Origin of the sequence: Amycolatopsis keratiniphila subsp. keratiniphila, from assembly GCF_001620365.2 — a bacterium.
Lineage (GTDB): Bacteria > Actinomycetota > Actinomycetes > Mycobacteriales > Pseudonocardiaceae > Amycolatopsis > Amycolatopsis keratiniphila.
On the sequence record NZ_LQMT02000039.1, the window covers coordinates 98,923 to 123,901 of the forward strand.

Annotated in this window: 22 protein-coding genes and 1 tRNA gene; 10 read left to right on the forward strand and 13 right to left on the reverse strand. The window is 67.8% G+C overall.

Annotation, left to right across the window (positions count from 1 at the left end):
- Positions 1–17 precede the first annotated feature (17 nt).
- Complete coding sequence (locus AVR91_RS35810) at positions 18–1,073, forward strand: patatin-like phospholipase family protein (RefSeq protein ID WP_076857512.1); 1,056 nt, start codon at positions 18–20, stop codon at positions 1,071–1,073.
- 72 nt (positions 1,074–1,145) lie between these two features.
- Here AVR91_RS35810 and AVR91_RS35815 read toward each other — a convergent pair whose 3' ends face one another.
- The 6 genes from AVR91_RS35815 to AVR91_RS35840 form a co-directional block, all read right to left on the reverse strand.
- Positions 1,146–1,748, reverse strand: a complete 603-nt coding sequence (locus tag AVR91_RS35815; RefSeq protein WP_063276733.1) for a class F sortase — start codon at positions 1,746–1,748, stop codon at positions 1,146–1,148.
- A gap of 3 nt (positions 1,749–1,751) precedes the next feature.
- Complete coding sequence (locus tag AVR91_RS35820; RefSeq protein ID WP_228708072.1) at positions 1,752–2,417, reverse strand: hypothetical protein; 666 nt, start codon at positions 2,415–2,417, stop codon at positions 1,752–1,754.
- Positions 2,418–2,866: 449 nt separating this feature from the next.
- Complete coding sequence (locus AVR91_RS35825) at positions 2,867–3,199, reverse strand: hypothetical protein (RefSeq protein ID WP_063276731.1); 333 nt, start codon at positions 3,197–3,199, stop codon at positions 2,867–2,869.
- Between the two features lie 9 nt (positions 3,200–3,208).
- A complete protein-coding gene (locus AVR91_RS35830; protein ID WP_063276730.1) occupies positions 3,209–4,249 on the reverse strand; it encodes a trans-sulfuration enzyme family protein in 1,041 nt (346 codons plus the stop codon).
- Positions 4,250–4,297: 48 nt separating this feature from the next.
- Complete coding sequence (locus tag AVR91_RS35835) at positions 4,298–5,026, reverse strand: HEAT repeat domain-containing protein (protein WP_063276729.1); 729 nt, start codon at positions 5,024–5,026, stop codon at positions 4,298–4,300.
- 49 nt (positions 5,027–5,075) lie between these two features.
- A complete protein-coding gene (locus tag AVR91_RS35840; RefSeq protein WP_228709433.1) occupies positions 5,076–8,312 on the reverse strand; it encodes a penicillin acylase family protein in 3,237 nt (1,078 codons plus the stop codon).
- A gap of 141 nt (positions 8,313–8,453) precedes the next feature.
- On the opposite strand from AVR91_RS35840, the gene AVR91_RS35845 reads away from it, so the two are divergent.
- Positions 8,454–8,828, forward strand: a complete 375-nt coding sequence (locus AVR91_RS35845; RefSeq protein ID WP_063276785.1) for an FKBP-type peptidyl-prolyl cis-trans isomerase — start codon at positions 8,454–8,456, stop codon at positions 8,826–8,828.
- A gap of 64 nt (positions 8,829–8,892) precedes the next feature.
- On the opposite strand, the gene AVR91_RS35850 is transcribed toward AVR91_RS35845, so the two are convergent.
- From AVR91_RS35850 to AVR91_RS35860, 3 genes are all read right to left on the reverse strand, one after another.
- Positions 8,893–9,936, reverse strand: coding sequence for an ImmA/IrrE family metallo-endopeptidase (locus tag AVR91_RS35850; RefSeq protein WP_063276728.1), 1,044 nt, complete (start codon positions 9,934–9,936; stop codon positions 8,893–8,895).
- On the reverse strand, positions 9,875–10,534 hold the full coding sequence (locus AVR91_RS35855; protein WP_228709434.1) for a hypothetical protein: 660 nt from the start codon (positions 10,532–10,534) through the stop codon (positions 9,875–9,877). The genes AVR91_RS35850 and AVR91_RS35855 overlap by 62 nt, the downstream gene beginning before the upstream one ends.
- Positions 10,535–10,732: 198 nt before the next feature.
- A tRNA-Leu gene (locus tag AVR91_RS35860) sits at positions 10,733–10,815 on the reverse strand.
- A gap of 130 nt (positions 10,816–10,945) precedes the next feature.
- On the opposite strand from AVR91_RS35860, the gene AVR91_RS35865 reads away from it, so the two are divergent.
- From AVR91_RS35865 to pknB, 7 genes are all read left to right on the forward strand, one after another.
- Positions 10,946–12,199 (forward strand): DUF3662 and FHA domain-containing protein, encoded by a 1,254-nt coding sequence (locus AVR91_RS35865; protein WP_063276727.1) that lies wholly within the window; start codon positions 10,946–10,948, stop codon positions 12,197–12,199.
- A gap of 160 nt (positions 12,200–12,359) precedes the next feature.
- Positions 12,360–12,827: an FHA domain-containing protein FhaB/FipA gene (locus AVR91_RS35870; protein ID WP_007030429.1), complete on the forward strand. Its 468-nt coding sequence runs from the start codon at positions 12,360–12,362 to the stop codon at positions 12,825–12,827.
- Positions 12,824–14,221, forward strand: coding sequence for a PP2C family protein-serine/threonine phosphatase (locus tag AVR91_RS35875; RefSeq protein WP_063276726.1), 1,398 nt, complete (start codon positions 12,824–12,826; stop codon positions 14,219–14,221). Before AVR91_RS35870 ends, AVR91_RS35875 begins: the two co-directional genes overlap by 4 nt.
- Entirely contained in the window at positions 14,221–15,699 is a 1,479-nt protein-coding gene (locus tag AVR91_RS35880; protein ID WP_016330503.1) for an FtsW/RodA/SpoVE family cell cycle protein, read from the forward strand. The genes AVR91_RS35875 and AVR91_RS35880 overlap by 1 nt, the downstream gene beginning before the upstream one ends.
- The gene (locus tag AVR91_RS35885) at positions 15,696–17,159 is read left to right on the forward strand and encodes a peptidoglycan D,D-transpeptidase FtsI family protein (protein ID WP_063276725.1); all 1,464 of its coding nucleotides are present in this window, start codon (positions 15,696–15,698) and stop codon (positions 17,157–17,159) included. The genes AVR91_RS35880 and AVR91_RS35885 overlap by 4 nt, the downstream gene beginning before the upstream one ends.
- Positions 17,160–17,162: 3 nt before the next feature.
- A complete protein-coding gene (locus AVR91_RS35890) occupies positions 17,163–18,470 on the forward strand; it encodes a protein kinase domain-containing protein (RefSeq protein WP_063276724.1) in 1,308 nt (435 codons plus the stop codon).
- On the forward strand, positions 18,467–20,425 hold the full coding sequence (gene pknB / locus AVR91_RS35895) for a Stk1 family PASTA domain-containing Ser/Thr kinase (protein ID WP_063276784.1): 1,959 nt from the start codon (positions 18,467–18,469) through the stop codon (positions 20,423–20,425). The genes AVR91_RS35890 and pknB overlap by 4 nt, the downstream gene beginning before the upstream one ends.
- A 449-nt stretch (positions 20,426–20,874) precedes the next feature.
- Here the strand turns inward: pknB and AVR91_RS35900 are convergent, their stop codons facing one another.
- From AVR91_RS35900 to AVR91_RS35915, 4 genes are read right to left on the reverse strand one after another with little or no spacing between them, the layout of a single operon-like run.
- Positions 20,875–21,417, reverse strand: a complete 543-nt coding sequence (locus AVR91_RS35900) for an AAA family ATPase (protein WP_063276723.1) — start codon at positions 21,415–21,417, stop codon at positions 20,875–20,877.
- The gene (locus AVR91_RS35905; protein ID WP_063276722.1) at positions 21,417–22,061 is read right to left on the reverse strand and encodes a hypothetical protein; all 645 of its coding nucleotides are present in this window, start codon (positions 22,059–22,061) and stop codon (positions 21,417–21,419) included. Before AVR91_RS35905 ends, AVR91_RS35900 begins: the two co-directional genes overlap by 1 nt.
- Positions 22,049–22,855, reverse strand: a complete 807-nt coding sequence (locus AVR91_RS35910) for an ATP-binding cassette domain-containing protein (protein ID WP_083737873.1) — start codon at positions 22,853–22,855, stop codon at positions 22,049–22,051. The genes AVR91_RS35905 and AVR91_RS35910 overlap by 13 nt, the downstream gene beginning before the upstream one ends.
- Complete coding sequence (locus tag AVR91_RS35915) at positions 22,852–23,496, reverse strand: aminodeoxychorismate/anthranilate synthase component II (RefSeq protein ID WP_063276721.1); 645 nt, start codon at positions 23,494–23,496, stop codon at positions 22,852–22,854. The genes AVR91_RS35910 and AVR91_RS35915 overlap by 4 nt, the downstream gene beginning before the upstream one ends.
- 111 nt (positions 23,497–23,607) lie before the next feature.
- Here AVR91_RS35915 and AVR91_RS35920 point away from each other — a divergent pair, with 111 nt between their 5' ends.
- Positions 23,608–24,936, forward strand: coding sequence for a ferredoxin--NADP reductase domain-containing protein (locus AVR91_RS35920; protein WP_063276720.1), 1,329 nt, complete (start codon positions 23,608–23,610; stop codon positions 24,934–24,936).
- Positions 24,937–24,979 lie beyond the last annotated feature (43 nt).

The following is a 24,979-nucleotide window of genomic DNA, read 5'->3' on the forward strand; positions in this document are numbered from 1 at the left end:
CCCCTACACTCACTCGGGTGGGGGATACCAACAAAGCTTCGGCCACCCGGCAAGGTGTCGGTCTCGCGCTGTCCGGCGGCGGCTACCGCGCGATGTTGTTCCACACCGGAGCCCTGTGGCGGCTCAACGAACTCGGCTGGCTGTCGAAGATCTCGACGTTCTCCAGCGTTTCGGGCGGCTCGATCGCGGCAGGCGTGCTCGCGCACGCTTGGGCGGAGCTGAAGTTCGAAAACGGGGTCGCGGACAACTTCTCCGACAAGGTGGTCGCGCCGATCCGGAACCTGGCCCGCAAACGGCTCGACATCCCGGTCACCCTGCTGGCCATGGCCGTTCCGTGGCGGAGTGCCGGCGAGGAGCTCGCGCGGGTGTACGCGAAACACCTGTTCGGTGACTGCTGTTTGAAGGACATCGACCCGACGGGGCCGCAGTTCGTCTTCACCGCGACGAACCTCCAAGACGGTGCGCTGTGGTGGTTCTTCCGGCAGAACGGCCCGCACGGGAACATCCCGCTCGCGACCGCGGTGGCCGCGTCTTCGGCGTTCCCGCCGATGCTTTCGCCCGTGGTGATCCAGGATCCGCATTCCGCCGAGCGGAAACGCAAGATCGTGCTGAGCGACGCCGGCGTCTACGACAACCTCGGCCTGGACCCGGTCGAAGGGCACGCGACCGTGCTGGTGAGCGACGCGGGCAAGCGGATGAAGGTCACCCGCGACGTCAAGCGTGACTGGGGACGTCAGTTGCTGCGCGTCCTGGACGTGATCGACAACCAGGTTCGCGAACTGCGTCGCGGCGCGCTGCTGAAGTCCTATGTGGAGAAGGATTTCGCCGGCGCTTACTGGGGGTCTTACGTCGATCTCGCGAACTTCCAGCTCGAAGACTCGCTGGTGGCGCCCGCCGAGCGCACGCACGTGCTGGCGGAAACCCCGACGCGCCTGACGAAACTGTCGGAAGTGCTGCAGGAGCGGTTGATCAACTGGGGTTACGCGGCCTGTGACGCGGGGATGCGGAAGTGGGTCGACACCGAGGCCGCGGCTCCTGGCGGGTTCCCGTTCCCGGGCGCCGGGGTGGGTTGAGCGCATCCCCGAATGCAATGAACGGTCCGTTCCTTGCGAAATTTGCAAGGAACGGACCGTTCATGGCGCTCGTCAGGACACGAGGTTCGCGTAGACGATGACGTTGTCCTTGTAGCTGTGCTCTTCCTTGTCGAAGACACCGCCACAGGTGATCAGCCGCAGCTGCGGCTTGTCCGTGTTGCCGTAGACCGCTTCCTCGGGGAACTGGTCCTTGGGCACCTGGTCCTTCTTCTCGACCACGAACTTCAGGCTCTTGCCGTCGCTGCGGTCGACGAGCACCTCGTCACCCGGGTCGACGTCCTTGAGCTTGTAGAAGATGCCCGGCTGCTTGTTGCCGTCGACGTGGCCGAGCAGGATCGCCGGGCCGACGTCGCCGGGCACCGGCGAAAGCTGGTACCACGCGGCCTGCATCGGCTTCTTCGCCGAAGGGACGGCCATCTTGCCGTCCTTGTTGATCGCGACCGCGATCAGGTTCGACTCCGCGCCGATCTTGGGGATCTTGACGTTCGTCGGCCGGACGCCGTCGAACGGCTTCGTGACCGGGACGGTCGATTCCGCCGGGGCCTGCTGTGCCGCGGGCGCCGGTTCCTCGGAACCACAGCCGGTCAGGGCGAGGGCAAGAACGAGGGTGGCCGCGACCGCGCGGCCACCCCGCCTCAGGAACTTCGTCGACATCGATCAGGCCGCGGTGGCGCCGAAACCGGTCTCGATGCCGCCCTTGGGGGCGTACTTGACCTGCTTCTCCGGCTTGCCCGGGGTGGCCGCGCCGCCGCCGATGGGCGCCTCGAACTCGATGTCGGCCTTGCCCGGCTTGCCGTCACAGGTCCAGGTGAAGGTGCTGGAGTTGCCCTTGAAGGACTTCTTGACCTTCACGATGTAGACCCAGTAGCGGCCGTCGTCCTCGGCCTGGTTGCTGTACAGGGTGTCGAAGTCCGGCGCCGAAACGTTCGACGGCTCGCCCGACTCGCAGGCGATGACCAGCGCACCGACACCGTTGTCACCGATGTAACCCGCGCCGACGTTGTCGACGTAGGGCTCCTCCGGCGGGGTGGTCGGCTTCTCCGAGGTGGAGGTCGGCGACGGCTTGCCGGAAGTCGGCTTGTCGCTGCTGGTCGGCGTCGGCTGCTCCGAGGACGACGAGGCCGGGGCGCTCGACTCCGGCGGAGCCGACGTCACCTTGCCACCGGTCCACGAAGGCGAAGGCGCCGTGGTGGGCGTTTCGCTCGTCGGCGCGGGGGGCGTGGTCGTCGTTTCTTCCTGCGCCAGCGCGGCCGGGGTCACGGCCAGCGAGATGACGGCGCCGGCCAGCATCGCACCCGCGAAGCGGCCCAACGTCTTCTTCAAAATGATCTCCCAGTGGAAAAACATCGCAACACACGGTGACTCCCACCGTGCGACCACCCTGGGGAATCCCACGATCGGGTGACAGCGTGATACTGCCGGAAAAGCATCGTCCGACGTAGTGAAAAGAGGGTGACAAGAACCACTGGGAAAACCGGTAACGCCACCGGGATCATGGCCGATACAAGGCCCCGAAAGTCGCTCCACGGTGGGGAAACTTGCGGCGACGAAGGAATGTTAACACCCGGAGGGCCGGAACGACCGCCTTGCGGAAGTATTTTTTCCGCTTCTGCGACCCGGCCGGAAAAAGCCTGTTTTCCTGGGCGACTTCATTCCGCACAGTGATTACTCGGACCGTTGTCACCGGTCGAACCACACCTTCGGAGTACCCGTTCGTGAATTACTGCCCACCCGAAAGGGAATGCCGGTGCCGGGCAACCTGAAGGTCACGATCAGAACACCAGGAACAGGGCCACGGCGAACGACAGCACGCCGACGAGGCCCCCGGCGAACAGCCAGGGCTTCGGCGACGTCCGCTTCCGCACCGCACGGACGCCGCCCACCCCGGCGAGCAGGAGGCCGAGGCCGAACCCGATCCCGGGGATGAAGGTGGCGAGGGTCCGGTTCTCCGCGTCGCAGGCCCAGACCCCGTCACTCGGGCAGGACGTCGCCGCGAGTTCGGCCAGCAGGCCCGCCGCGATGATCGCGACGAAACCCAGCACCAGGAGCCAGAACAGGCCCCACAGCCATTGCCCGAGCCGCCGAGGCGGTTTCGTCTCGTCCACGTGCCCAAGCTAGCCGAGCGCGGAGGCCAGATCGGTCCAGAGATCTTCCGGATCTTCGAGACCGACGCTGAACCGGACGAGCCCCGCGGGCACGTGGGCGTCGCCCGCCATCCAGGCCCGCCGCTCGACCAGGCTCTCCACCCCGCCGAGGCTGGTGGCGGCGCGGATCAGCCGCAGCGACCCGATGACCTTGTCCGCGGTCTCGGCGTCCGGGAGTTCGAACGCGATCATCGTGCCGGAGCCGGGATAACGCACCCGGGTGATCGCGGGGTGGTCGAGCAGCCGCGTCGCCAGCAGCTTCGCCGTGCGGGTCTGCTCGGCCAGCCGCACCGGCAGGGTCCGCAGCCCGCGCAGGGCCAGCCACGCTTCGAGTGCTCCCGGTGTCGACCCCAGCCTGGTGCGCGCGTCGCGCAAGGCTTTCGCGACGCCTTCGTCGGCCGCGATGGTGAGGCCGAGCAGCAGGTCGCTGTGGCCGCCGATGAGTTTCGTCGCGCTGTGCACCACGATGTCGGCGCCGAGCTCCAGCGGCCGCTGACCGAGCGGAGTGGCGAACGTGTTGTCCACCGCGACCAGGCCGTTCGCCGCGGCGGCGATCGTCTCGATGTCGATGACGTCGAGCGTCGGGTTGGTCGGCGATTCGAGCCAGAGCAGGTCGGCGTCCGCGGCGGCGATCCAGGCGGCCGTGTCCTCCGGCTCGATCTCGGTCACCACCAGGCGGCCGGTGCCGTGCGCGTGCGCGAGCAGTCCGCGAGACCCGGCGTAGGAGAACGTCGGGACACAGACCTTCGCCCCGACCGGCAGGGTGTCGACGACCGCGCTGAGCGTCGCGATCCCCGACGCGAACGCCGTGGCGTGCCCGCCTTCGAGCGCGCCGATCGCGGCTTCGAGGGCCTCCCAGGTCGGGGTGCCGTCCTGCCGCGAATACGCGCGGTCGGCGCCGGCGTCGAAGGTGCTCGCCGCGACGATCGGCACGTTCAGCGGCTCGCCGGGCCCCTCCGGACGTCCGGCGGCGACGGCGAGGGTGCGGGGTGACCAGTCGTTCGTGTCCACCCCGCCACCGTAAACCGTGCCCTCGTCCGGCCCGGGTCACTCGTGGTTTCAGAGGTCGCTTCGGTCGATCCAGTCGATCGTGGCGACGACGTTCGCGCCGAGGGCGGCTCGGGTGGCAGCGATCGCGGCTCGACTGTGGGCTTGCTGGACGAGCATCGCCCAAGGCTGGGAATAGTCGAGGTCCGCGTCCTCCCACCGGACCTCTGTCCCGTACATCCCGCCGTCGTGTTCGACTCGCCAGAGCTGGAAGTCGAGCGTCACCTGATCATGGGCGGCGAGGTCGTCCAGGACGTGGATCAGTCGTTCCGAGGGCCATGCCTCGTGCCCGTAGGCCGTGGTGAACCGGAGGCTCGCGGTCAGCGACGGAACGACGGGGTGCCGAGCGCCGAGCTCGGTCAAAGCGAATCGGATGCTGCCCGGAGCCGACCAGTCGGGAGGGTCGCCACGGTCCTTGCACGCTTGAAAGGCGCGCCGGAGCGCGGGTACCGCGTCGATGACGCGTAGCTGGGCCAAGGCGTGGGCGGACCACTCGCGGACCGTGTCGTGCTCGCTGGTCAGCAGCTCGATCAGCGGCTGCCCGGCGCGGGCGTCGCCGAGTTCTTGAAGGATCTCGATGGCGCACAGCTGCCCGAACCCGTTCAGTGTCGGCAGGGCCCGCAAGAGCGGTGCGATCACGTCGGTCTCACGGCCGAGACGGATCAGCTCCGCCTGCGCGTCTTCGGCCTCGCCGCTGCCATCCGCGTCGAGTCGACGAACGAGTCGCTCGATCTCGTGCATGATGGGCCCCTTCCTCACGTCCGAGCAGGGGCCCATCACACACCACGAGCTAGTGGGCGTACACCTCGAACTCGTAGAGGGAGTAGCCGTACTTCGTCCCGCGCTGGACCCCGGCCATCCGGACATAGCGCCCGTCCACCGCCTCGAACGCGACGTTGTCCGTTCCGCCGTTTCCGTCCACTATGGACGCCGCGTCCCGCCAGTTCGTCCCGTCGGACGAGACCTGCACCTTGTACGCCTTCCCGTACGCGGATTCCCACTGCAGGACCACGCGGGACACGCGCTGCACCGAACCGAGATCGACGGTGATCGACTGATTGTCGCTCCAGTCGCTGGCCCAGCGCGTCGACAGGTCGACGTCGATCGCGTTGGACGGCGGCGAGTTGTACCAGCCGGTCTCGTGGCTGCTCGCGCTCACCGACCGGCCGGTGGCCAGGTTGGCGATGTTGTCGCCGCGTTTCGCCGGGAACTCCACGACCTGCTGGAAGGTCGGCCGGTTCTGGGTGCTCATCTTGTCCTGCGTGATGCCGCCGAGCGCGCGATGGATGATCGTGTCGGCGCACCACTGGTCGCCCGCGGCGCAGTCGCCGTCACCGGGGTACACGGTGTTGGCGGGCTGCGCGGCCGCCTGCGTCAGCGAGTCGAGCAGCACCTGACGGCAGGCGGTGACATCGCCGCCACCGCAGTACTTCACGGCGAGCGGACCGGCCACGTTCTGCCCGAGGACCGAACGGATGTCCTTGTGCACGTAGCCCCACCAGCCGGACTGGTACGACGAACCGGCGTGCCCCTGGCCGACGTGCTTGCCGGGAACCTCGTTCTGCCAGCCCGAAGGCGACTCGTTGATCTTCAGCACGCCGACCATGGCGCCGTAGGCGGCGTCGCCCATACCGGGTTTGAACTGGGCGTTGACCAGCAGCGGCCACCAGGCGTCCATGATGCGGATCGCGTCGGCGTTGGCGTAGGCCTTGCTGCCCGGCGAGGTCTCCGAGCGCAGACCGCCCGCGGCGAGCCAGGTCTTGAGCTTCGCCACCGCGTCCGCGGCCGGGCCGGTCACCGGCGCCTTGTCGATCACCTTGAACAGTTCCGGCAGCACCTTCTCCGCGCGGAGGTCGGCGAGAGCGGCCTCCTCCATGGCCTGCGTGAGGTTCACCCGCGTCACCTTGGTTCCGCTGGAGACCATCTTCTTGACCCGCGCGTCGATCAGATCGCCGCGGTGCACGGAGCTCTTGTCCGCGCCGCTGGCCGCGTAACCGTCGGCCTGCGCGTTGTTCCAGCTGATGTAGTAGTCCTGGTTGATCGACTGCGGATGCTGCGAAGACGGCGTGTAGTTCGCAAGGTTGCCGTCGGGATTCCAGCCCTGCCAGTCGAATCCCGCGTCGGCCCGCACCGGCATGGCCGGGTCGACGCTCGGATTCCGGACGGGGTTCGAGCCGGAGTTGAAGTACGCGACGTCACGCGAATCGGCGTAGAACCAGTTGTAGGTCTGGTTGACGTCGGCCGCCGCGGCCTGGAAGTCCTGCGCGGACTTGATCGCGTCCGGGTCGTTGAACTTCTGGAAGCCGATGATGGTGTCGATCTCGTGCTGGAACGTCGACCGCAGCGACGCGTACGCCACCGGCTTCCCGCCGACCAGCGCCCGGCTCGTCACCGGCCCGTACTTGGTGCGGAAGCTGCGCAGCGTGTACGAACCTTCGGCCGTCCCGTCGGCGACCGTGGGCTTCCACGCGTTCTTGCGTTCGACGATCTCAAACGGCAGGCACTGGCCGCGGAAGCGATAGAAGTTGGAGTTCTTCGTCGGCGCGGAGCCGTTCTGCTCGCACAGTTCGACGGCGTAGGTGTCGATGATGTCCTGCGACGCCGAAGTCGCGCTCCACGAGTAGTCCTTGCCGCGGCCGAGCAGCACGTACATGCTGATGCCCGCGAACGAGGCGCCTCGAGCGCTGATACCCGGCCCCTGGATCTCCTGCAGCATCAGCAGTTGCGGTGCGAAGTAACCGGCCTGCGGCCCGAAGACGGCGACCGGGTGACCGCTCGCGGTCTTGGCGCCGGAAACCACCAGCGCGTTGGACATACCGTGCTTCTCCGACAGCAGGTTCCCCGGCAGGACACCGTCGTCGAAGATGCCGCGGACGGCCTTCTGGTCCTCGGGCGCCGGAACGTCCACCTTGGCGGGCGTCGCCGTCCCGGCGGAACCGGTCGGGTCGAAGACCAGCTGCTGCCCGGTGACCGACCCCTTGTCCGGCATCGCCGCGCCCTGCGGGTTCGACGGCGCCTTGCCGTAGTCGAACGTCTGTCCATTGTGGAGTGTCTTCACGGTCTCGGGATCGTCCTCGGACCGCAGGCTCCGCCAGACCTTGTCGCCTTGTTCCAGGCCGTACTTCTCCTGCATCGCCATCTTCGCGATGGCGTTCTGCACCTCGCCACCACCGCCGGCGCCGAACTGCGCCCCGACGACGGCGGCGAGCACGACGAGGTCGGTGAGCTTGAACGGCTCGATGGTCCCGGCGTTCGTGATCGCGTCGACGTGCCCGGTGAGCACGTACTCGCCGGGGAAGTAGCGGCCGCTGTGCGCGTCGGAGATGTACTTGTTGACGCCCTGCACGTAGGCCTCGGCGTCGGCCTTGCCCTGTGCGCCGCGCGGGCCACTGGCCGCGGCGTTGTCGATCTGCTTCTGGAGTTCCTGCTCGGTGTACGGCGCCGAGGAGAAGAAGCTCTGCTCGAGTTCGCGGTTGCCCTGCGCACCACCGGCGAACGAGGTCAGCTGGCCGCGGCCCACGCGGCGCATGATGTCCATCAGCCACAGGCGGTCCTGCGCGGCGGCGTATCCGGCGCCGTACATCGTGCCGGGCCGCGTGGTGCCGACGATCCGGGGCACACCGGTCGCCTTGTCGCGGGTGATCGTCACATCCGAACGCGGTTTGATCGTGCTCTCGACCTGCCCGGACGGAACACCGAACGAGGCGTCGTTGAAGAACTGGTTGATCTTGTCGGTGGTCAGTGTCTTGTAGCCGTCGGCGAGCGAGGCGTATTTGCCGAGCTGATCGGCCGAATGCGCGGGCCGGGTGCCGAACGCCTTGTGCGCCAGGATCTCGGCGAGCGTGGCGTTCCCCTTGGTGCCGGGCGGGAGGATGTCACCGCACTGGCCGCCGCAGTAGTCGTCGAGCGCGGCCGCCACCACCGAGTTCCGTGGTGCTTCCGCGGCGTTCGCCTGCAGTGCCGGAACGGTGCCCGCCACCAGCGTCAGCCCCGCCAGCGTCGTCAAGACCCGTATGCCTCGTCGCATGAAAGACCTCCGTCGTCGGAGAGTGACGAGGCGCACACTACCCACGGGTATCCAAATTTGTGAAGACTATTCGCGTTCTTGCCACCGTTCGGCGGAACACTCGCCCTGCGGACCCGCTACCTGCGCAGGTAGCTTATGGACATGTCTTTGCAGAAGCCCCAGATCGACCGCCCGGAGGGCCCCGCGCCGTCCGAGCTGGAGAAGTCCGACATCACCGTCGGCGATGGCCAGGAGGCGAAGGCCGGCGACACCGTCTCGGTGCACTACGTCGGCGTCTCGCACTCGACCGGCGACCAGTTCGACGCCTCGTGGGACCGCGGTGAACCGCTGCGCTTCGGCCTCGGCGCCGGCCAGGTCATCCCCGGCTGGGACCAGGGCGTGGCCGGGATGAAGGTCGGCGGCCGCCGCAAGCTGGTCATCCCGCCGCATCTGGCCTACGGCGAGCGTGGCGCCGGCGGCGTCATCAAGCCGAACGAGACCCTGATCTTCGTCGTCGACCTCATCGGCGTGAACTGATTCACCTCATCGCGCGATGAGCCCCCGACGGTTCCAAGCCTGGGGCTCATCGCGCCGTTCACATCTATACGGCCTGCAATCGCCGCATCGGTCGCGTGAACGGGTTGTCCGCAGCGCCATCCGAGAAGCCCGCCAGCTCGGCGATCTCCTCGTCTGTGAGACCTTTGGCCCGCAACGTGTCCCCGATCGCCGTGACGAGTTGCGGGGTCTCCGGAGCCAGATGATCACCATCCGGTTCGGTCGTTTTCCAGCCGCGAGCGTTCATGGACTTGTAGAAACTCGTACGATCCGCTGCCGAAACCTGCCTGAGCGAGTAGGCCCTCTCGAAGAGAGCTTGCATCGAGACTCCCCAAACCCGTTTCATGTCTCGTAGATGCCCAAGTGTCACAGGGCGGAGGTCCGCCTTGATCACATGCGTCGGCATCAAGAACTCCGCAGCGAATTCATTGGCTTCCCGCTCCGGGTCTTCGGTCGCGACCCCGTTGTGGAGCACGAGATGACCGAGTTCATGAGCCAGGGTCAGCCGCTTCCGATCGACCGGGGCCGCCGCGTTGATCAGCAGCACCGGATGATCGCCGATCCACTGGGAAAGCCCGTCGATACGGGACGTGCCGAAGTCCTCTTCCAGGATCACGCAACCAGCGGCTTCAAGCCATCGAGCCAGGTGCCGCACCGGTCCGACCGGCAGCCGCCACTGAGCGCGCACCATCAGGGCCGCCTGCTCAGGGGTTGTATCGATCGGGTCGAACGTCGGGACAGACTGTTCCGCTCGCATCGACACCTCTTCGAACAACACGGAAACATGGAGCCGATAGGCGTTCAGTCGAGCTTCCAGTCTCCGCCACGCGGAAGCTTTGGTCGTTCGCTGACGCCTCATGTGTGCGTCCACGGCGAGCGCCCCCCGGACAGCGTGATCTCGGGTCAAGAAGCGCGTCGATACACCCAACGACTCCGCGAGCCGGTTCAGCACGTCGTCGTCAGGCATACGTTGGTCGTTCTCGTAACGGGACAACGCGGCCTGAGTGATCTCAGCCTTGGCGCACAAATCAGCCTGCGTCAGGCCGCGGGCGCGGCGAAGTGTTTCGAGCACATCGCCGATTCCACTCACGTCGCTTCGTCCTCCTCGTCTTGGGCCAAGGCCTCGTACAGGTCGATCTGGGGCAGCGACGGATCGACAGGAGTCCAGGTGATTTCCGTACCCAGGCCTCAGCATCCACCTCGACAGCCCAGATCGCATCTTTGTCCAAACCGTCGCGCAGGGAGACGATGGTGCTGCCGATCACTCGCTCTTCGGGGTCCCAGCGGTAACCGAAGCCCAGACGAACCTCCTCCAATCCTTCCAGAGCTTCGGACTGCGCCCAGAAGGCAAGTGCCGATTTCGTGGCGTACGACCTGATGCGATCTCGGACCGTGTGCCGCTTCACACGAGCGCGGTACCGGAGACCCACCGTGACTTCGCGAGTGACGCCCTGGTCCACCAGCTCGACCGAGTCGATGTCGATGAGCCCCCGCCGCAGGTGCGCCCAGAGGCGGTCGTGAATCCAGTTCGAGAGGCCACGGTCACTACTGTCCGCGACCCAGCTTGGGAAGGTGTCGCGATACTCGGCCAGATCCACTCTGGTCGCGCGCGTGGCGTCGACCAGAGCGCTGACGACCTTGTCCCCGAGGTCGTGCAGCACGTCCTCAGCCAGAGGGTATGAAAACATGCCAGAAAATATACCGGCTGCGCAATCGCAACTACCAGCACAAACGCATGAAAGACGAGGCTGAAGCACCCGAAACCGAACTACGCTGCCAACCGCCCCGTGGGGGGTCCGGGGGGGGGTCGCCCCCCGGGAACTGACGAGCGACGACCACATGAAAGAAGGCCCCGTCGCGCTAGCGAAGGGGCCTTCAACCAAGAGTGGGCGAGGAGGGAGTTGAACCCTCACGTCCTTTCGGACACACGGACCTGAACCGTGCGCGTCTGCCATTCCGCCACTCGCCCGAGTGCTTCGTTCTCTGACAGCTCGCAAAGCGTAGCAGGCCGTTTTCACGGGTTTCACCGGGGGCCGTGTCCGACTGGCCGTACCCGGATAGGATCGACGGGGAAGCACACGTGTGAGGAGGGTTGCCCGGTGGGCCGCGTCGAACGGTTTGACAGACGGCTCGAGAACCTCGTGGGCAATACCTTCGCGCGCATGTTCGGTGGCAACGTCGTCACGCAGGAAGTGGCGGTGGCGCTCGAGCGCGAGAGCGAGGAGAACGTTCGTGAGCTGGCCGGTGGTCGACAGCTCGCTCCCAACCACTACATCGTGTCGTTGGGGCAGGCTGACCACGAGCGCATGGCCGGAGACGAACGGCGGGTCACCTCGGTGTTGGCGGAGGCGGTCAAGGAACACCTCGCCGAGCACGGATGGGACACCTATGGTGACGTCGTAGTTTCGCTCGAGCGCAACGAGGCGCTGCATACTGGACAGTTCAAGACCCGTTCGTCCGTCGATCCCGACGTCAAGCCCCACGGCGCCGAAGGTTCGTCACGGTCGGCACGACCCAGCAACGCAGGAGACCCAGCAATGAGCCAGCCCCCCGGCTACGGCCAATACGACCAGGGTGACCCGTACGGCCAGCAGGGCCAGTACGGCTACGGACAGCAGGCTGGCCAGCAGCAGCCCGGGTACGACCAGGGTTATGGCGGCCAGCAGCAGGGCGGCTACGACCAGGGTTACGGCGGCGGCGCACAGCAGCCCGGCTACGACCAGTACGGCGGCCAACAGCAAGGCGGCTACGACCAGGGCTATGGCGGTCAGCAGCCCGGGTACGACCAGTACGGCGGCGGCCAGCAGCAGGGCGGCGGCTACGACCAGGGCTATGGCGGCGCACAGCAGCCCGGCTACGACCAGTACGGCGGCCAACAGCAGGGCGGCTACGACCAGGGTTACGGCGGCGGCGCACAGCAGCCCGGGTACGACCAGTACGGCGGCCAGCAGCAGGGTGGTGGCTACGACCAGTACGGCGGCGGCCAGCAGCAGTACGGCCAGCCCGCCGCGGACCCGTACGCGCAGGGCGGCGGCTACGGCGGCCAGCCGGCGGCGGGCCGTCAGCTCACCGCGAGCCTCCAGCTCGACGACGGGTCGAACCGCTCGTACTCGCTCAAGCAGGGCGGGAACGTCGTGGGCCGCGGCCAGGACGCCGACTTCCGGCTCCCGGACACCGGTGTCTCGCGCCGTCACCTGGAGATCACCTGGGACGGCCAGAGCGCGACGCTCGCGGACATCGGTTCGACGAACGGCACCACCGTCAACGGCACCCCGGTGCAGACCTGGCAGCTGGCCGATGGCGACGTGATCCGCGTCGGCCACTCGTCTCTCGTGTTCCGTACGCAGGGCTGACCGGCGGCGTCCGGAGGGAGTATCGCAGAATTGCGGTGCGGGACCTGTGGTGGATCGGCACCGCGGGTCGTACGCGGAGAGCAAGGCCGTTCGGAGCCGACCATCCCGGACGGCACGGGCTCTCCGCGGCGTACAGGAGAAACGGGAGCGGACACAACAAGTGCCAGAGCTGGTCGTTCAACTCACCAGGGTGGGCTTTCTCGTGCTGCTCTGGCTCTTCGTGTTCGCCGCGTTGCGTGTCGTCCGTTCGGATCTGTACGCGGCCTCCGGGCTGCGAGTGGCCGTCCCGACGTTCGGCCGCAAGAAGAAGGAAAACAAGAAGCCGCGCGGCGGGAAATCGCCGCAGCAGCTGCTCGTGACCCATGGTGCGCTGGCGGGAACCAGGATCGCCTTGGACGGCAGGCCGATCCTGATCGGCCGCGCCGACGACTCGACTCTGGTGCTGGACGACGACTACGCGTCGACCCGGCACGCCCGGATCGCCCTGCGCGGGGAGGATTGGTACGTGGAAGATCTGGGTTCGACGAACGGGACGTACCTCGACCGGGCTAAGGTCACGGCACCCCTCCGGGTCCCGCTCGGAGTCCCCATCCGGATCGGCAAAACGGTGATCGAGCTTCGCCCATGACTCTCGTCCTCCGCTACGCGGCTCGCAGCGACCGGGGCCTGGTGCGTTCCAGCAACCAGGACTCCGTGTACGCAGGTCCCCGCCTGCTCGCCCTCGCCGACGGCATGGGTGGGCACGCCGCGGGTGAGGTGGCCAGCAAGGTCGTCATCGCCTCACTCGCGCCCCTCGACGACGACGATCCCAGCGACGATCTCCTCGCTCAGCTGAGAGAGGCCGTCCAGAACGGCAACGCCGCCATCGCCGAACTCGTCCAGCAGGACCCGGACCTCGACGGGATGGGCACGACCCTGACCGCCGTGCTGTTCGCCGGTTCGCGGATGGGTGTGGTGCACGTCGGCGACTCGCGGGCGTATCTGATGCGCGGCGGTCAGTTCTCGCAGATCACGCGGGACGACAGCTTCGTCAACGAACTTCTCGAACAGGGCCGGATCACGCCGGAAGAGGCCGCGGTGCACCCGCAGCGGTCGCTGCTGCTGAAGGCGCTGACCGGGCACGAGGTCGAGCCGAGCCTGACCGTGCGCGAGGCCCGCGCCGGTGACCGGTACCTGATCTGCTCGGACGGCCTGTCCGGCATGGTCAGCGACGAAACGCTGTCCGAGGCGATCCAGATCCCGGATCCGCAGGCCTGTGCGGACCGGATGATCGAGCTGGCGCTCAAGGGCGGCGGCACGGACAACGTGACGGTGATCATCGCCGACGTCGTCGACGTCGACTTCGGTGAGGACGCGCCCATCGTGGGCGGCGCCGCCGGGGACGGCAGCGACGAATTCCACCAGGGCGACTCCCCCGCCGCCCGCGCCCGTGCGCTGACCCAGCCCGCGCCGCAGCCGCGGCCCGAGGTCCAGCCCCAGCAGGAGGACCCCAAGGTCAAGCGCCGGAGGCGATTTCGCTGGCTGGCGGGAGCGGTGGTCGTCCTGATCGTGCTGGCCGCGGCGGCGATCGCCACGCGGTACTTCGTGCTGAGCCAGTACTACGTCGGCGAGGGGCCCGGCGAGGAGGTCGTGATCTACCGCGGCGTCCCCGGCAGCATCCTCGGCATCGACCTGCACGCCTACGAGCAGGGCTCGTGCCCGCCGGGCGGGCTGTGCACCGACAAGCTGCTGGTGCCCGCGTTGCAGGAGGACGCGCGGATCGCGGTGAAGAACGGCGTCAAGAAGGACAACCTCGACGACGCCCGCAAGTACATCGACGACTTCCTGCGGCCGCACAAGCAACTGGCCGACTGCAAGCCCGACACCAGCTCGACTTCCACGCCGCCTTCCGCTTCGTCACCGCCTCCGGTGTCGTCGTCGGCGGCAGCCCCTTCTACCCCCGCCTCGCCCAGTTCGGCGAACCAGCCAGCGGGGAGGGACTGCTCGACGCCGGCCACGGCAGCACCAGGGGGCGGTAACTGATGAGCACGCCGCTCGCCGATCCGGCTTCGGCCCAGTTCGCCACGAACCCTCCGCGCGAGCTGCCCAAGCGGCGCGGGACCGAACTCGTCCTCCTGGCGTTCGCGACGTTCATCGTCACCGTCGCGCTCGTGCTGGTGGAGGCGAACCAGGAGCAGGAGCTCACCAGCTCGATCATCTGGCTGGGGCTGTCGTACCTCGGGGTGCTGACGGCGGCGCATCTGGCGGTCCGCCGCTGGGCGCCGTACGCGGACCCGGTGATCCTGCCGTGCGTCGCGCTCCTGAACGGGCTCGGCCTGGTGATGATCCACCGGATCGACCTGGCGCTCGCGGAACGCGCGGTGCAGCAGGGCAAGGAGTACACGCCGGACGTCACCAAGCAGGTGCTGTTCACGGCGATCTCGCTGGTGCTGTTCGTGGTGGTGCTGGTCGTGATCAGCGACCACCGCACGCTGACCCGCTACGGCTACACCTGCGGCCTGGTCGGCATCGTGGCGCTCGCGCTGCCCGCGGTGCTGCCGTCGAGCCTTTCCGAGGTCAACGGCGCGAAGGTCTGGATCAAGCTGCCGTTCTTCTCGATCCAGCCCGGCGAGTTCGCGAAGATCCTGCTGATGATCTTCTTCGCTTCGTTCCTGGTGACGAAACGAGACCTGTTCATGGTCGCGGGCAAGAAGATCGTCGGCGTCGAGCTGCCGCGCGCCCGTGACCTCGGCCCGATCCTGATCGCGGCGGCCGCCTGCCTCGGCGTGCTGGTGTTCGAGAAGGACCTCGGGACGTCGCTGCTGTTCTTCGGCGTCACGCTGATGATGTTGTACGTCGCGACCGAGCGGATCATCTGGGTGGTGCTGGGCGTCGGCTTCTTCGCCGCCGGCGCGATCATCGCCTACAACCTGTTCACGCACGTCCAGCAGCGCGTCCGCAACTGGATCGACCCGCTCGCCACCTACGACGACGCGGGCGGCGGCTACCAGGTCGCGCAGGGGCTGTTCGGGCTCGGCACCGGCGGGGTCGGCGGCACCGGACTCGGCGCCGGGCGGCCGGACATGGTCCCCGAGGCCAAGACGGACTTCATCACCACCGCGATCGGCGAGGAGCTCGGCTTCATCGGCCTCGCCGCGATGCTGATGCTGTACCTGATCCTGGCGACGCGCGGGATGCGCAGCGCCCTCGCGGTCCGCGACACCTTCGGCAAACTCCTCGGCGGCGGCCTGTCGTTCGCCATGGTCATGCAGATCTTCGTCGTCGTCGGCGGCGTCACGAACCTGATCCCGAACACCGGGATCACCGCCCCGTTCCTCTCGCGCGGCGGCTCTTCCCTGCTCGCGAACTACATCCTGGTGGCCCTCCTGCTCCGAATCTCCGACGCCGCCCGCAAACCCGCGGTGCGGCCGAAGCCGCAGCAGCCCCAGGCGCCGCTCGCCGAAGCCCACACGGTGATGGTGCAGCGGCCGCCCGCGAACGGTGAGGGGAGCGCCTCGTGAACACCCCGCTCCGCAAGGTCGGCATCGCCATGCTCGTCATGGTGGTGCTCCTGCTCGCCAACGCCACCTACATCCAGGTGGTCAAGGCCGACGACTACCGCACGGACTCGCGCAACCTGCGGGTGCTCTACGACGAGTACTCCCGCCAGCGCGGCCTGATCGTGACGCCGGACGGCACGGCGCTCGCGAAGGTCGAACCCTCGAACGACAAGTACAAGTTCATCCGGACCTACGCCGACGGCCCGATGTACGCGCCGGTCACCGGCTACTACTCGATCAACTACGGCTCGGGCGGCCTGGAGCGGTCCGAGGACGACGTGCTCAACGGCTCGGACCCGCGGCTGTTCGTGCGGCGCCTGTCGGACATGGTCACCGGCCGCGACCCGCGCGGCGGGAACGTGCGGCTGACGATCAACCCGGCCGTGCAGAAGGCCGCGTACGACCTGATGACGCAGAAGGGTTACACCGGCTCGGTGGTCGCGATCGAGCCGAAGACGGGGCGCATCCTGGCGATGGTCTCGACGCCGTCGTACGACCCGAACAAGCTCGCCTCGCATGTCGGCAAGGAGCAGATCGCGGCCTGGGGCCAGTGGCGCGACGACCCGAAGAAGCCGATGCTGAACCGCGCGATCTCGGAGACCTACCCGCCGGGTTCGACGGCCAAGCTGCTGGTGACCGCGGCCGCGCTGGAGAACGGCAAGACGGCGGACATGCCGGTCAACACCGCGCCCAACGTCAAGCTCCCCGGCACGCAGACGACGCTGGAGAACTACGGCGGCGCGGCCTGCAAGGGCAGCACGCTGAAGGAAGCGCTGCGGTATTCCTGCAACGTGCCGTTCGCCGAGCTCGCCGGCGAACTCGGCAAGGACAAGCTGAACGCGACGGCGAAGAACTTCGGTGTCGGCGAGGATTTGACCGTGCCGATGCGCGTCGCCGCTTCCTCCCTAGGGCCCCTCGAGTCGAAGGCGGCGCTGTACCAGAGCGCCATCGGACAGCGCGACGTGCGGCTGACCCCGATCCAGGACGCGCTGCTTTCGGCGACCATCGCCAACAACGGGATGGCGATGAAACCGCAGCTGGTGCAGGCGCTGCTGGCGCCGAACCTGTCGACCATCGAGGACTACAAGCCGGCCGAGCTGACCGGTGACGCCGCGATGTCCAGCGCGAACGCCGCGATCCTGCGCGACATGATGCTGGCGTCGGAGGAGAACACGAAGGGCGCGGGCAAACGAGGCGACATCCAGATCGCCTCCAAGACCGGCACCGCCGAGCACGGCAACGACCCGAAGAACACCCCGCCGCACGCCTGGTACACCGGGTTCGCGCCGGCCATGGACCCGAAGATCGCCGTCTCGGTGATCGTCGAATCCGGGGGTAACCGCGGGCTCGAAGCGACCGGTGGCACCGTGGCCGCGGAGATCGGCCGCGCCGCCGTCAACGCCATGCTCGGGGGTGGATAGCGGATGCTGTCCTCGGGTCAGCTGCTGGCCGACCGGTACAAGCTGACGAACCGGATCGCCGTCGGCGGGATGGGCGAGGTCTGGCAGGCCAGTGACACGCGGCTGGACCGGACGGTCGCGGTCAAGATCCTCAAGGCGGAGCTGTCCGGCGACGCCGAGTTCCTGCACCGGTTCCGGACCGAGGCGCGGATGACCGCGTCGCTGAACCACCCCGGCATCGCCGCGGTGCACGACTACGGTGAGACGGTCGCGGACGAGCTGTCGATCGCGTATCTGGTGATGGAGCTGGTCGAAGGCGATCCGCTGGCCGCGATCATCACCCGCGAAGGACGGCTGAACGCCGAGCGCACCCTGGACATCCTGGAGCAGGCCGGTAACGCGCTGCAGGCCGCGCACGAAACCGGTCTTGTGCACCGCGACGTCAAACCGGGCAACATCATGGTGACCCCGGCGGGACAGGTGAAGATCACCGACTTCGGGGTCGCGAAGGCCGCTGACGCCGCCCCGGTGACCAGGTCCGGCATGGTCATGGGCACTGCCCACTACATCGCCCCCGAGCAGGCGCTCGGGCACAACGCCGAACCGGCGAGCGACGTGTACTCGCTGGCCGTGTGCGGCTACGAATGCCTCACCGGGCACCGGCCGTTCCTTTCGGAGAACGCGGTGACGGTCGCGATGATGCACATCCGCGACGCCCCGCCGCCGCTGCCGCCGGACGTGCCGCCGGGCGCCCGCGCGGTGATCGAAGCGACCCTGATCAAGGATCCGAGACAGCGGTACAACAGCGGCGGCGAGTTCGCGGCCGCCGTCGCCGCGGTCCGTGCCGGTCTGCCCCTGCCGACGCCGTCCGGGCTGGTGAACGTGGCCTACTCGGCCGGTCAGCCCGTACCGCCGCAGCAGGTGCCGCCCGGCCCGCACTCCCCGCCGAACCCGATGGCGGCCGTTGGACCGGCGTCGCATCCGGCGATGCACCCGGTCACCGGCCCGCCGCCGATGGCGGTCCGCCGTCTGCCCGGCAGACGGCCACAATGGGGCTGGTGGCTGCTGCTCGCGGTGATCCTGATCGCAGTACTGGTGGCAGGAGCCTTCCTCATCGTGAGACTGGTCGGTTCGGGCAACGGACCGCAGTCGGGCGGCGTGGAAACGAGTGAACACGCGCCGGCTCCGGGTAAGAAGTCCGAAGGTCCTCCGCCGACGTCCGCATACCCCGCGGCACCGGCGGAGGGCGGCACCGAGGAGCCGGCCGGACAGGCGAATCCAGGAATGATGAGCAGCAAACCTTGGACGGAATGGAACGGCACGCAGAGATGAGCACACCAAGACTGCTCAGCAACCGCTACGAGCTGGGCGAGACGCTCGGCTACGGAGGCATGTCCGAGGTCCACCACGGCCACGACGTGCGCCTGGGCCGGGAGGTGGCGATCAAGATCCTGCGTGCCGACCTGGCGCGGGATCCCCAGTTCCAAGAACGTTTCCGTCGCGAGGCACAGAACGCGGCGGCACTGAACCACCCGGCGATCGTCGCCGTCTACGACACCGGCGAGACGAACACCGAGTTCGGCCCGCTGCCCTACATCGTGATGGAGTACGTCGAAGGACGGACTCTGCGCGACATCGTGAAGACCGAAGGCCCGATGTCGCAGAAGCGGGCCATGGAGGTCATGGCCGACGTCTGCGCGGCACTGGACTTCTCGCACCGGCACGGCATCGTGCACCGCGACGTCAAACCGGCGAACGTGATGATCACGAAGAACGGCGCCGTCAAGGTGATGGACTTCGGCATCGCGCGCGCCATGCACGACGGGCAGTCCGCGATGACGCAGACCGCCGCGGTGATCGGCACGGCGCAGTACCTCTCGCCGGAGCAGGCCCGCGGTGAGTCCGTCGACGCGCGTTCCGACGTCTACGCCGCCGGCTGCGTGCTGTACGAACTCATCACCGGCGAGCCGCCCTTCACCGGCGACTCGCCCGTGGCGGTGGCGTACCAGCACGTCCGGGAAGACCCGAACCCGCCGTCGTCGGTGAACCCGGCCGTGGCGCCCGAGCTCGACGCCGTCGTGCTCAAGGCGCTCGCGAAGGGCCCGGCGAACCGGTACCAGTCGTCCGCGGAGATGCGTTCGGACCTGGTCCGGACGCTGTCCGGTCAGCGGCCCGCCGCGCCGATGGTGATGTCGGAGGACGAGCGCACCCAGGTCATGGACTCCGACCGCCGGGTGCCGCCGCGCTACGACCAGTACGAGGAAGACGACGAAGACCCGGCCGCGAAGAAGAAGCGGCGCGCCTGGCTCATCGCCGGTCTCGTGGTCTCGCTGGCCGCCATCGTGCTGCTGATCATGTGGCTGATGGGTGCTTTCCAGGGCGCCGGTGCGGAGAGCAAGACGGTCCCGAAGGTGGTCGGGCAGTCCGAGGTCTCGGCGAAGGACACGCTGCGCGGCGCCGGCTTCACCTCACTCGAAACCAAGAAGATCACTTGCACCGGCGAGTCCGTGAACGGCCAGCCCTCGTGTGACGAGAACCAGATCGACAAGGTCATCAGCATCAACCCCGCCGAGGGGCAGGTGGTACCGACCTCGGACAAGATCACGCTGACCGTCGGCGCGAAGCCGGGCAAGGTCAAGACGCCGGACCTCAAGGGCAAGAGCGTCTCCGAGGCCACCACGGCGCTGACCGAAGCCGGTCTGAAGCTCGGTGCGACCAGCGAGGAAGAGACCGAAGACCCGAACCAGGCAGGCAAGGTCATGTCGCAGAACCCGAGCGCGCAGGCCGAGGTCGACCAGGGTTCGAGGGTCGACATCACGGTCGGCAAGTCCAAGGAACTGAAGACGGTCCCGAACTACAAGGGCAAGACTCAGGCCGAGGCCGAAGCCGGGTTGAAGGCGGCCGGGTTCACCCCGCAGGTCACCAACGTCGACTCCGACCAGCCCAAGGGCACCGTGATCGACCAGACCCCGAACGGCGGCAAGCTGGCCGTCGGCAGTGTGGTCAAGCTGTCGGTGTCGAACGGCAACCAGGAGACCTTCGACATGCCGAACCTGAAGGGCATGACCGAGGATCAGGCACTCCGCCAGTTGCAGCAGCTGGGCTGGAACGGTCAGCTGGACACGCAGGCCGACAAGAACGGTGACAAGGATCTGGCGGGCAAGGTCAGCAAGACCAACCCGCAGGCCGGTTCGAAGATCGCGAAGAACGCGCCGATCACGCTGTTCATCGTCGAAAGCGACGAGACGCCGACGTCGTCGAGCTCGCGGCTCTTCCCGCCTCCGTGATCCGGAGCTGAGTGAGGAGGGCCCCGCACGGTTTCGTGCGGGGCCCTTTTCATGTCCAGCCCCTTCGTTAGACGTTCTTCGCCAGCTGCAGACGGGAATGAAAGCCCATGCGGCGTGAGTCCGGACTGGCGATGCAGACAGACCTGATCCCGAGTGTCCACAAGGGACATATCGCGTCGATCCGGCATCCATTTGATACCTTTATGTCCGTTTCCGGACGGGGTCGTGAGTGATAATGAGGGTTAGAACCACCCAAATCACTCACGACCCCCGCACAAAGTGGCCAAATCGGGCATTTTCGCTCGAACAGCGTCCCTTGTGGACAGTCAAGGGGCGCGCGCCAGGCCGTTATGGCGAGCATGCTCCCACCACCAACTCCACACGCCATGTTTGACTTACCTCTCAATAGAACCGTCCTCACCACTCACGACCCCCTGGATAGGCGTCGATCAGAGCGCCAAGCTTTCGAGCAGTCCTTGGTATGCCTGCTGAATCCGCCCGCTGCTGGTCCGCACCACGACCGCCTTCGGCCGCGTGGCGATGAGCGCCATGAGCCGGTCGTACATCTCCGCCAGCCGTTCGGGCCCGCCCAGCATCTCGTGCGCCTCGACGTGTTCGGGCTCCGCCGCCGCGCGCGTGCGCTCGGCGAACCGCCGGAGCACGTTGTCCTTGGTGTCGAGGAGGACGATTTCGTGGAACTCCGCGGCCGTTTCGACGGCGAGCGTTTCGAGGCGTTCGAGGAGATCGGCGCGGCCGAGGAACTGCGGGACGATCACGTCGTGGCCCGCGAGCAGCTGGGTGCGAGCGGCGCTCACGGCGAGGTCGCGGGCGAGCGTCCCGGCTTTCGCGGCGTTCTCGCGCCAGGCGCCGAGCAGGCCGCGGAGCCGGTCGATGTCGAGGTTCAGCGTCAGCGGATGGTCTTCGGCGTACAACCGGGCAAGGGTCGACTTCCCGCAGGCGGGCGGGCCGTTGAGCACGATGAGCCGCGGCATCAGGCGTTGCGCCTGAGCAGATACCCGACGGCCGTCGCGCTCAGCAGCAAAGCGGAGACCGCGGCTACGACGGCCACGATGAACGGACCGGTCAGTGGTTGTTGCGAGGCCAAGGCTCGCAGCAGCGGATTGGCGAGCGGCAGCCACTTCACCAGGAGCACCGCCGCGAGGGCGAAGATCGCGGCCAGGACGGACCAGCCGACCCGCGGCACCAGCAGCCGCGAACAGGGCAGGCCGATCGCGATCCCGAACAGCGCGCACAGCGCGTGCGCCGAGGCCCCCAGCGCGAAGGTGCCGATCGTGAAGCCGCCGGTCCGGAGTCCCGACCACAGCACCGTCACGAGGATCAGCACGACCGCACAGCCGAAGACGGCCAGCGTGGCGCCGCCGAGGACCGACCGCCAGCGTCGCGCGTGGCTGAAGGTCACCAGCCGCTGGACCGGGTCTTCGACGTCGAGCATCGCGATGGTCAGCCAGCACGACACGACGAGGAGCGAGCCCGCGCTGATCCCGTACTGCGGCAGCAGCGGCGACTTCGGATCCGTGTAGAGCACGGTGTTCACCGCGATGTACGCGAGGATCGCGGGCAGATAGCGCTGGGAGTGGCCGAGCAGCGCGAGGTAGTAGCGGGTCATGGCGAGCACGGCGTCACCTCCCGGACCGAAAAGCCGCGGTTGAGCGCGCGGAGCAGGACCGTGTCGGCGTGCCCGGCTTCGACCGTCAGGACCACCTTCCCGTCCTCGGCCACGACGTGGCTCACGCCGAGTTCCGAAGACCAATCGCCGCCGGGTCCGTGAAGCACGATCCTTGTCGCGTTTTCGGCTCTTTTTTCGACACGAGTCAGAAGGCCGTCGTCGATCCGGTAGACGTCGTCGGCGTGGGCGTGCACGACGGAGGCTCGGTGATCGGTAAAGACCACGCTCGCGCCCCGCTCCTTGGTCTCGGCGACGAGTTCCCCGAGCACGGTGTGGGCTTCGACGTCGAGACCGGACCAGGGCTCGTCGAGGATCAGCAGGTCCGGCTCGGCGAGGACCGCCTGGGCGAGGCCGACCTTCTGGGCGTTGCCCTTCGACAGGGTCCGCAAGGGCGCGTCCGGGCCGCCGACCAGCGCCAGCCGGTCCAGCAGGGGATCGATCGCCGACAAGTCGACATGGCCGTCGATGCGGGCCATATGCCGCAGGTACGCCCTGGCACTCATCCGTTGTCCCGCCGGGAAGCGGTCCGGGAGGTAGCCGACGCGTGGATCGCCCACGACGGCTCCCGAAGTCTCACGGGAAAGTGCCGCGAGGATCCTGAGCAGCGTCGACTTCCCCGAGCCGTTCGAACCGAGGACGCCGACGACGCGACCCGCCGGGATGTCGAGGTCGACGTCGGCGAGCACGGGTTCGCCGCGGCCATAGCGCTTACCGACTCCTTCGAGCCGGATCAGCGAGGTCACGCAGCAGCGGCCTTCTGCAGCGCGCGGGTCGCCTGTTCGAGTTCGTTGACTCCTGCGTCGGGGACCGGGTGCCCGGCGGACGCCATCCAGTTCGCCAGCATCCGGTGACCGCCCTGGGTGAGCACGGACTCGGGGTGGAACTGGACGCCTTCGAGCGGCAGCTCGCGGTGCCGCATGCCCATCACGACACCGGACTCCGTGCGGCCTGTGATCTCGAACACGGTCTCGTCGATGGTTTCCGGCAAAACGGTCAGCGAGTGGTACCGCGTGGCGGTGAATTCCGCAGGGAGCCCGGCGAGCACTCCGCCGCCCGAATGGTGGACTTGACTGGTCTTGCCGTGCAGCAGTTCCGGGGCGCGGTCGACGGTGGCGCCGAAGACCACGCCGAGCGCCTGGTGGCCGAGGCAGACGCCGAGCATCGGGATGCGCTTTTCGGCGCATTCACGGATGACGTCCATGCTCTGACCAGCGCGTTCCGGGGTTCCGGGGCCGGGAGAGACGAGGACCGCGTCGAACTCGCCGAGCTTGTCGAGCTCCACCACGTCGTTACGCCAGACGGTGCAGTCGGCGCCGAGCTGGGCCAGGTACTGGACCAGGTTGTAGACAAAACTGTCGTAGTTGTCGACGACGAGCACGCGCATGAAGCCAGCTTAGCGGCTCCCACCAGGTGGACCGTACGCCAGATCACAATGATTGTTAGGGCTACCTAACTTACCGTGGTAGGAGTGAGCCGTTCTCTTCGTGTAGCCATCGTGGGTGCCGGTCCGGCCGGCATCTACGCGGCCGACCTGCTCGACAAGTCCTCCGACAGCGCTGGATCTGTAACGATCGACCTGTTCGAGCGCATGCCGGCGCCGTTCGGGCTGATCCGGTACGGCGTCGCGCCCGACCACCCCCGGATCAAGGGCATCGTCACCGCCCTGCACAAGGTCCTCGACAAGCCGAACATCCGGCTGCTGGGCAACGTCGACTACGGGACCGACCTGAAGCTCGACGACCTGCGCCAGTTCTACGACGCGGTGATCTTCTCGACCGGCGCCATGGCCGACCGCGCGCTCGACATCCCCGGGATCGACCTCGACGGCAGCTACGGCGCCGCCGACTTCGTCTCCTGGTACGACGGGCACCCGGACGTGCCGCGCACCTGGCCGCTGAACGCGACCTCGGTCGCGGTCCTCGGCGTCGGGAACGTGGCGCTCGACGTGGCGCGGATCCTCGCGAAGACCGCCGACGAGCTGCTCAGCACCGACATCCCGGACAACGTCTACCAGGGCCTGAAGGCCAGCCCGGTCACCGACGTGCACGTGTTCGGCCGCCGCGGCCCGGCTCAGGCGAAGTTCACGCCGCTGGAGCTGCGCGAGCTGGACCACTCGCCGAACGTCGAGGTCATCGTCTACCCCGAGGACATCGAGTTCGACGAGGGCAGCATCGCCGCGCTGCGGGCGTCGAAGCAGATCGACATGGTCGTGAAGACGCTGCAGGAGTGGGCGATCCGCGACCAGGGCGACCGGCCGAAGCGGCTGCACCTGCACTTCCTGCACTCGCCGTGCGAGATCGTCGGCGAGGACGGCAAGGTGACCGGCCTGCGGACCGAGCGCACCGAACTGACCGGTGACGGCAACGTGCGCGGCACCGGCGAGTTCCACGACTGGGACGTCCAGGCCGTCTACCGCGCGGTGGGCTACCTGTCGTCGCATCTGCCGGAGATCCCGTTCGACCACACCACCGGGACCGTGCCGAACCAGGCGGGCCGGGTGCTGGACATCGACGAGGAGCAGGTGCCGGGCGTCTACGTGACCGGCTGGATCAAACGCGGGCCGGTCGGCCTCATCGGCCACACCAAGGGCGACGCGGCCGAAACCATCGCGAGCCTGCTGGCCGACGCCGACAACCTCACGGCCCCGGCCGTCGAGGACCCCGACGCGATCCTCGGTTTCCTGACCGAACGCGGCGTTCCCTTCACCACCTGGGAAGGCTGGGGCAAGCTCGACGCCCACGAGAAGGCCCTCGGCGCTCCGCACGGCCGGGAACGCGTGAAGGTCGTGGAACGCGAGGAAATGACCCGCATCTCGCGAGGCTGAACCAACTGCGCGTGAAGGCCCCCTTCCCTCGGCTGAGTCGAGG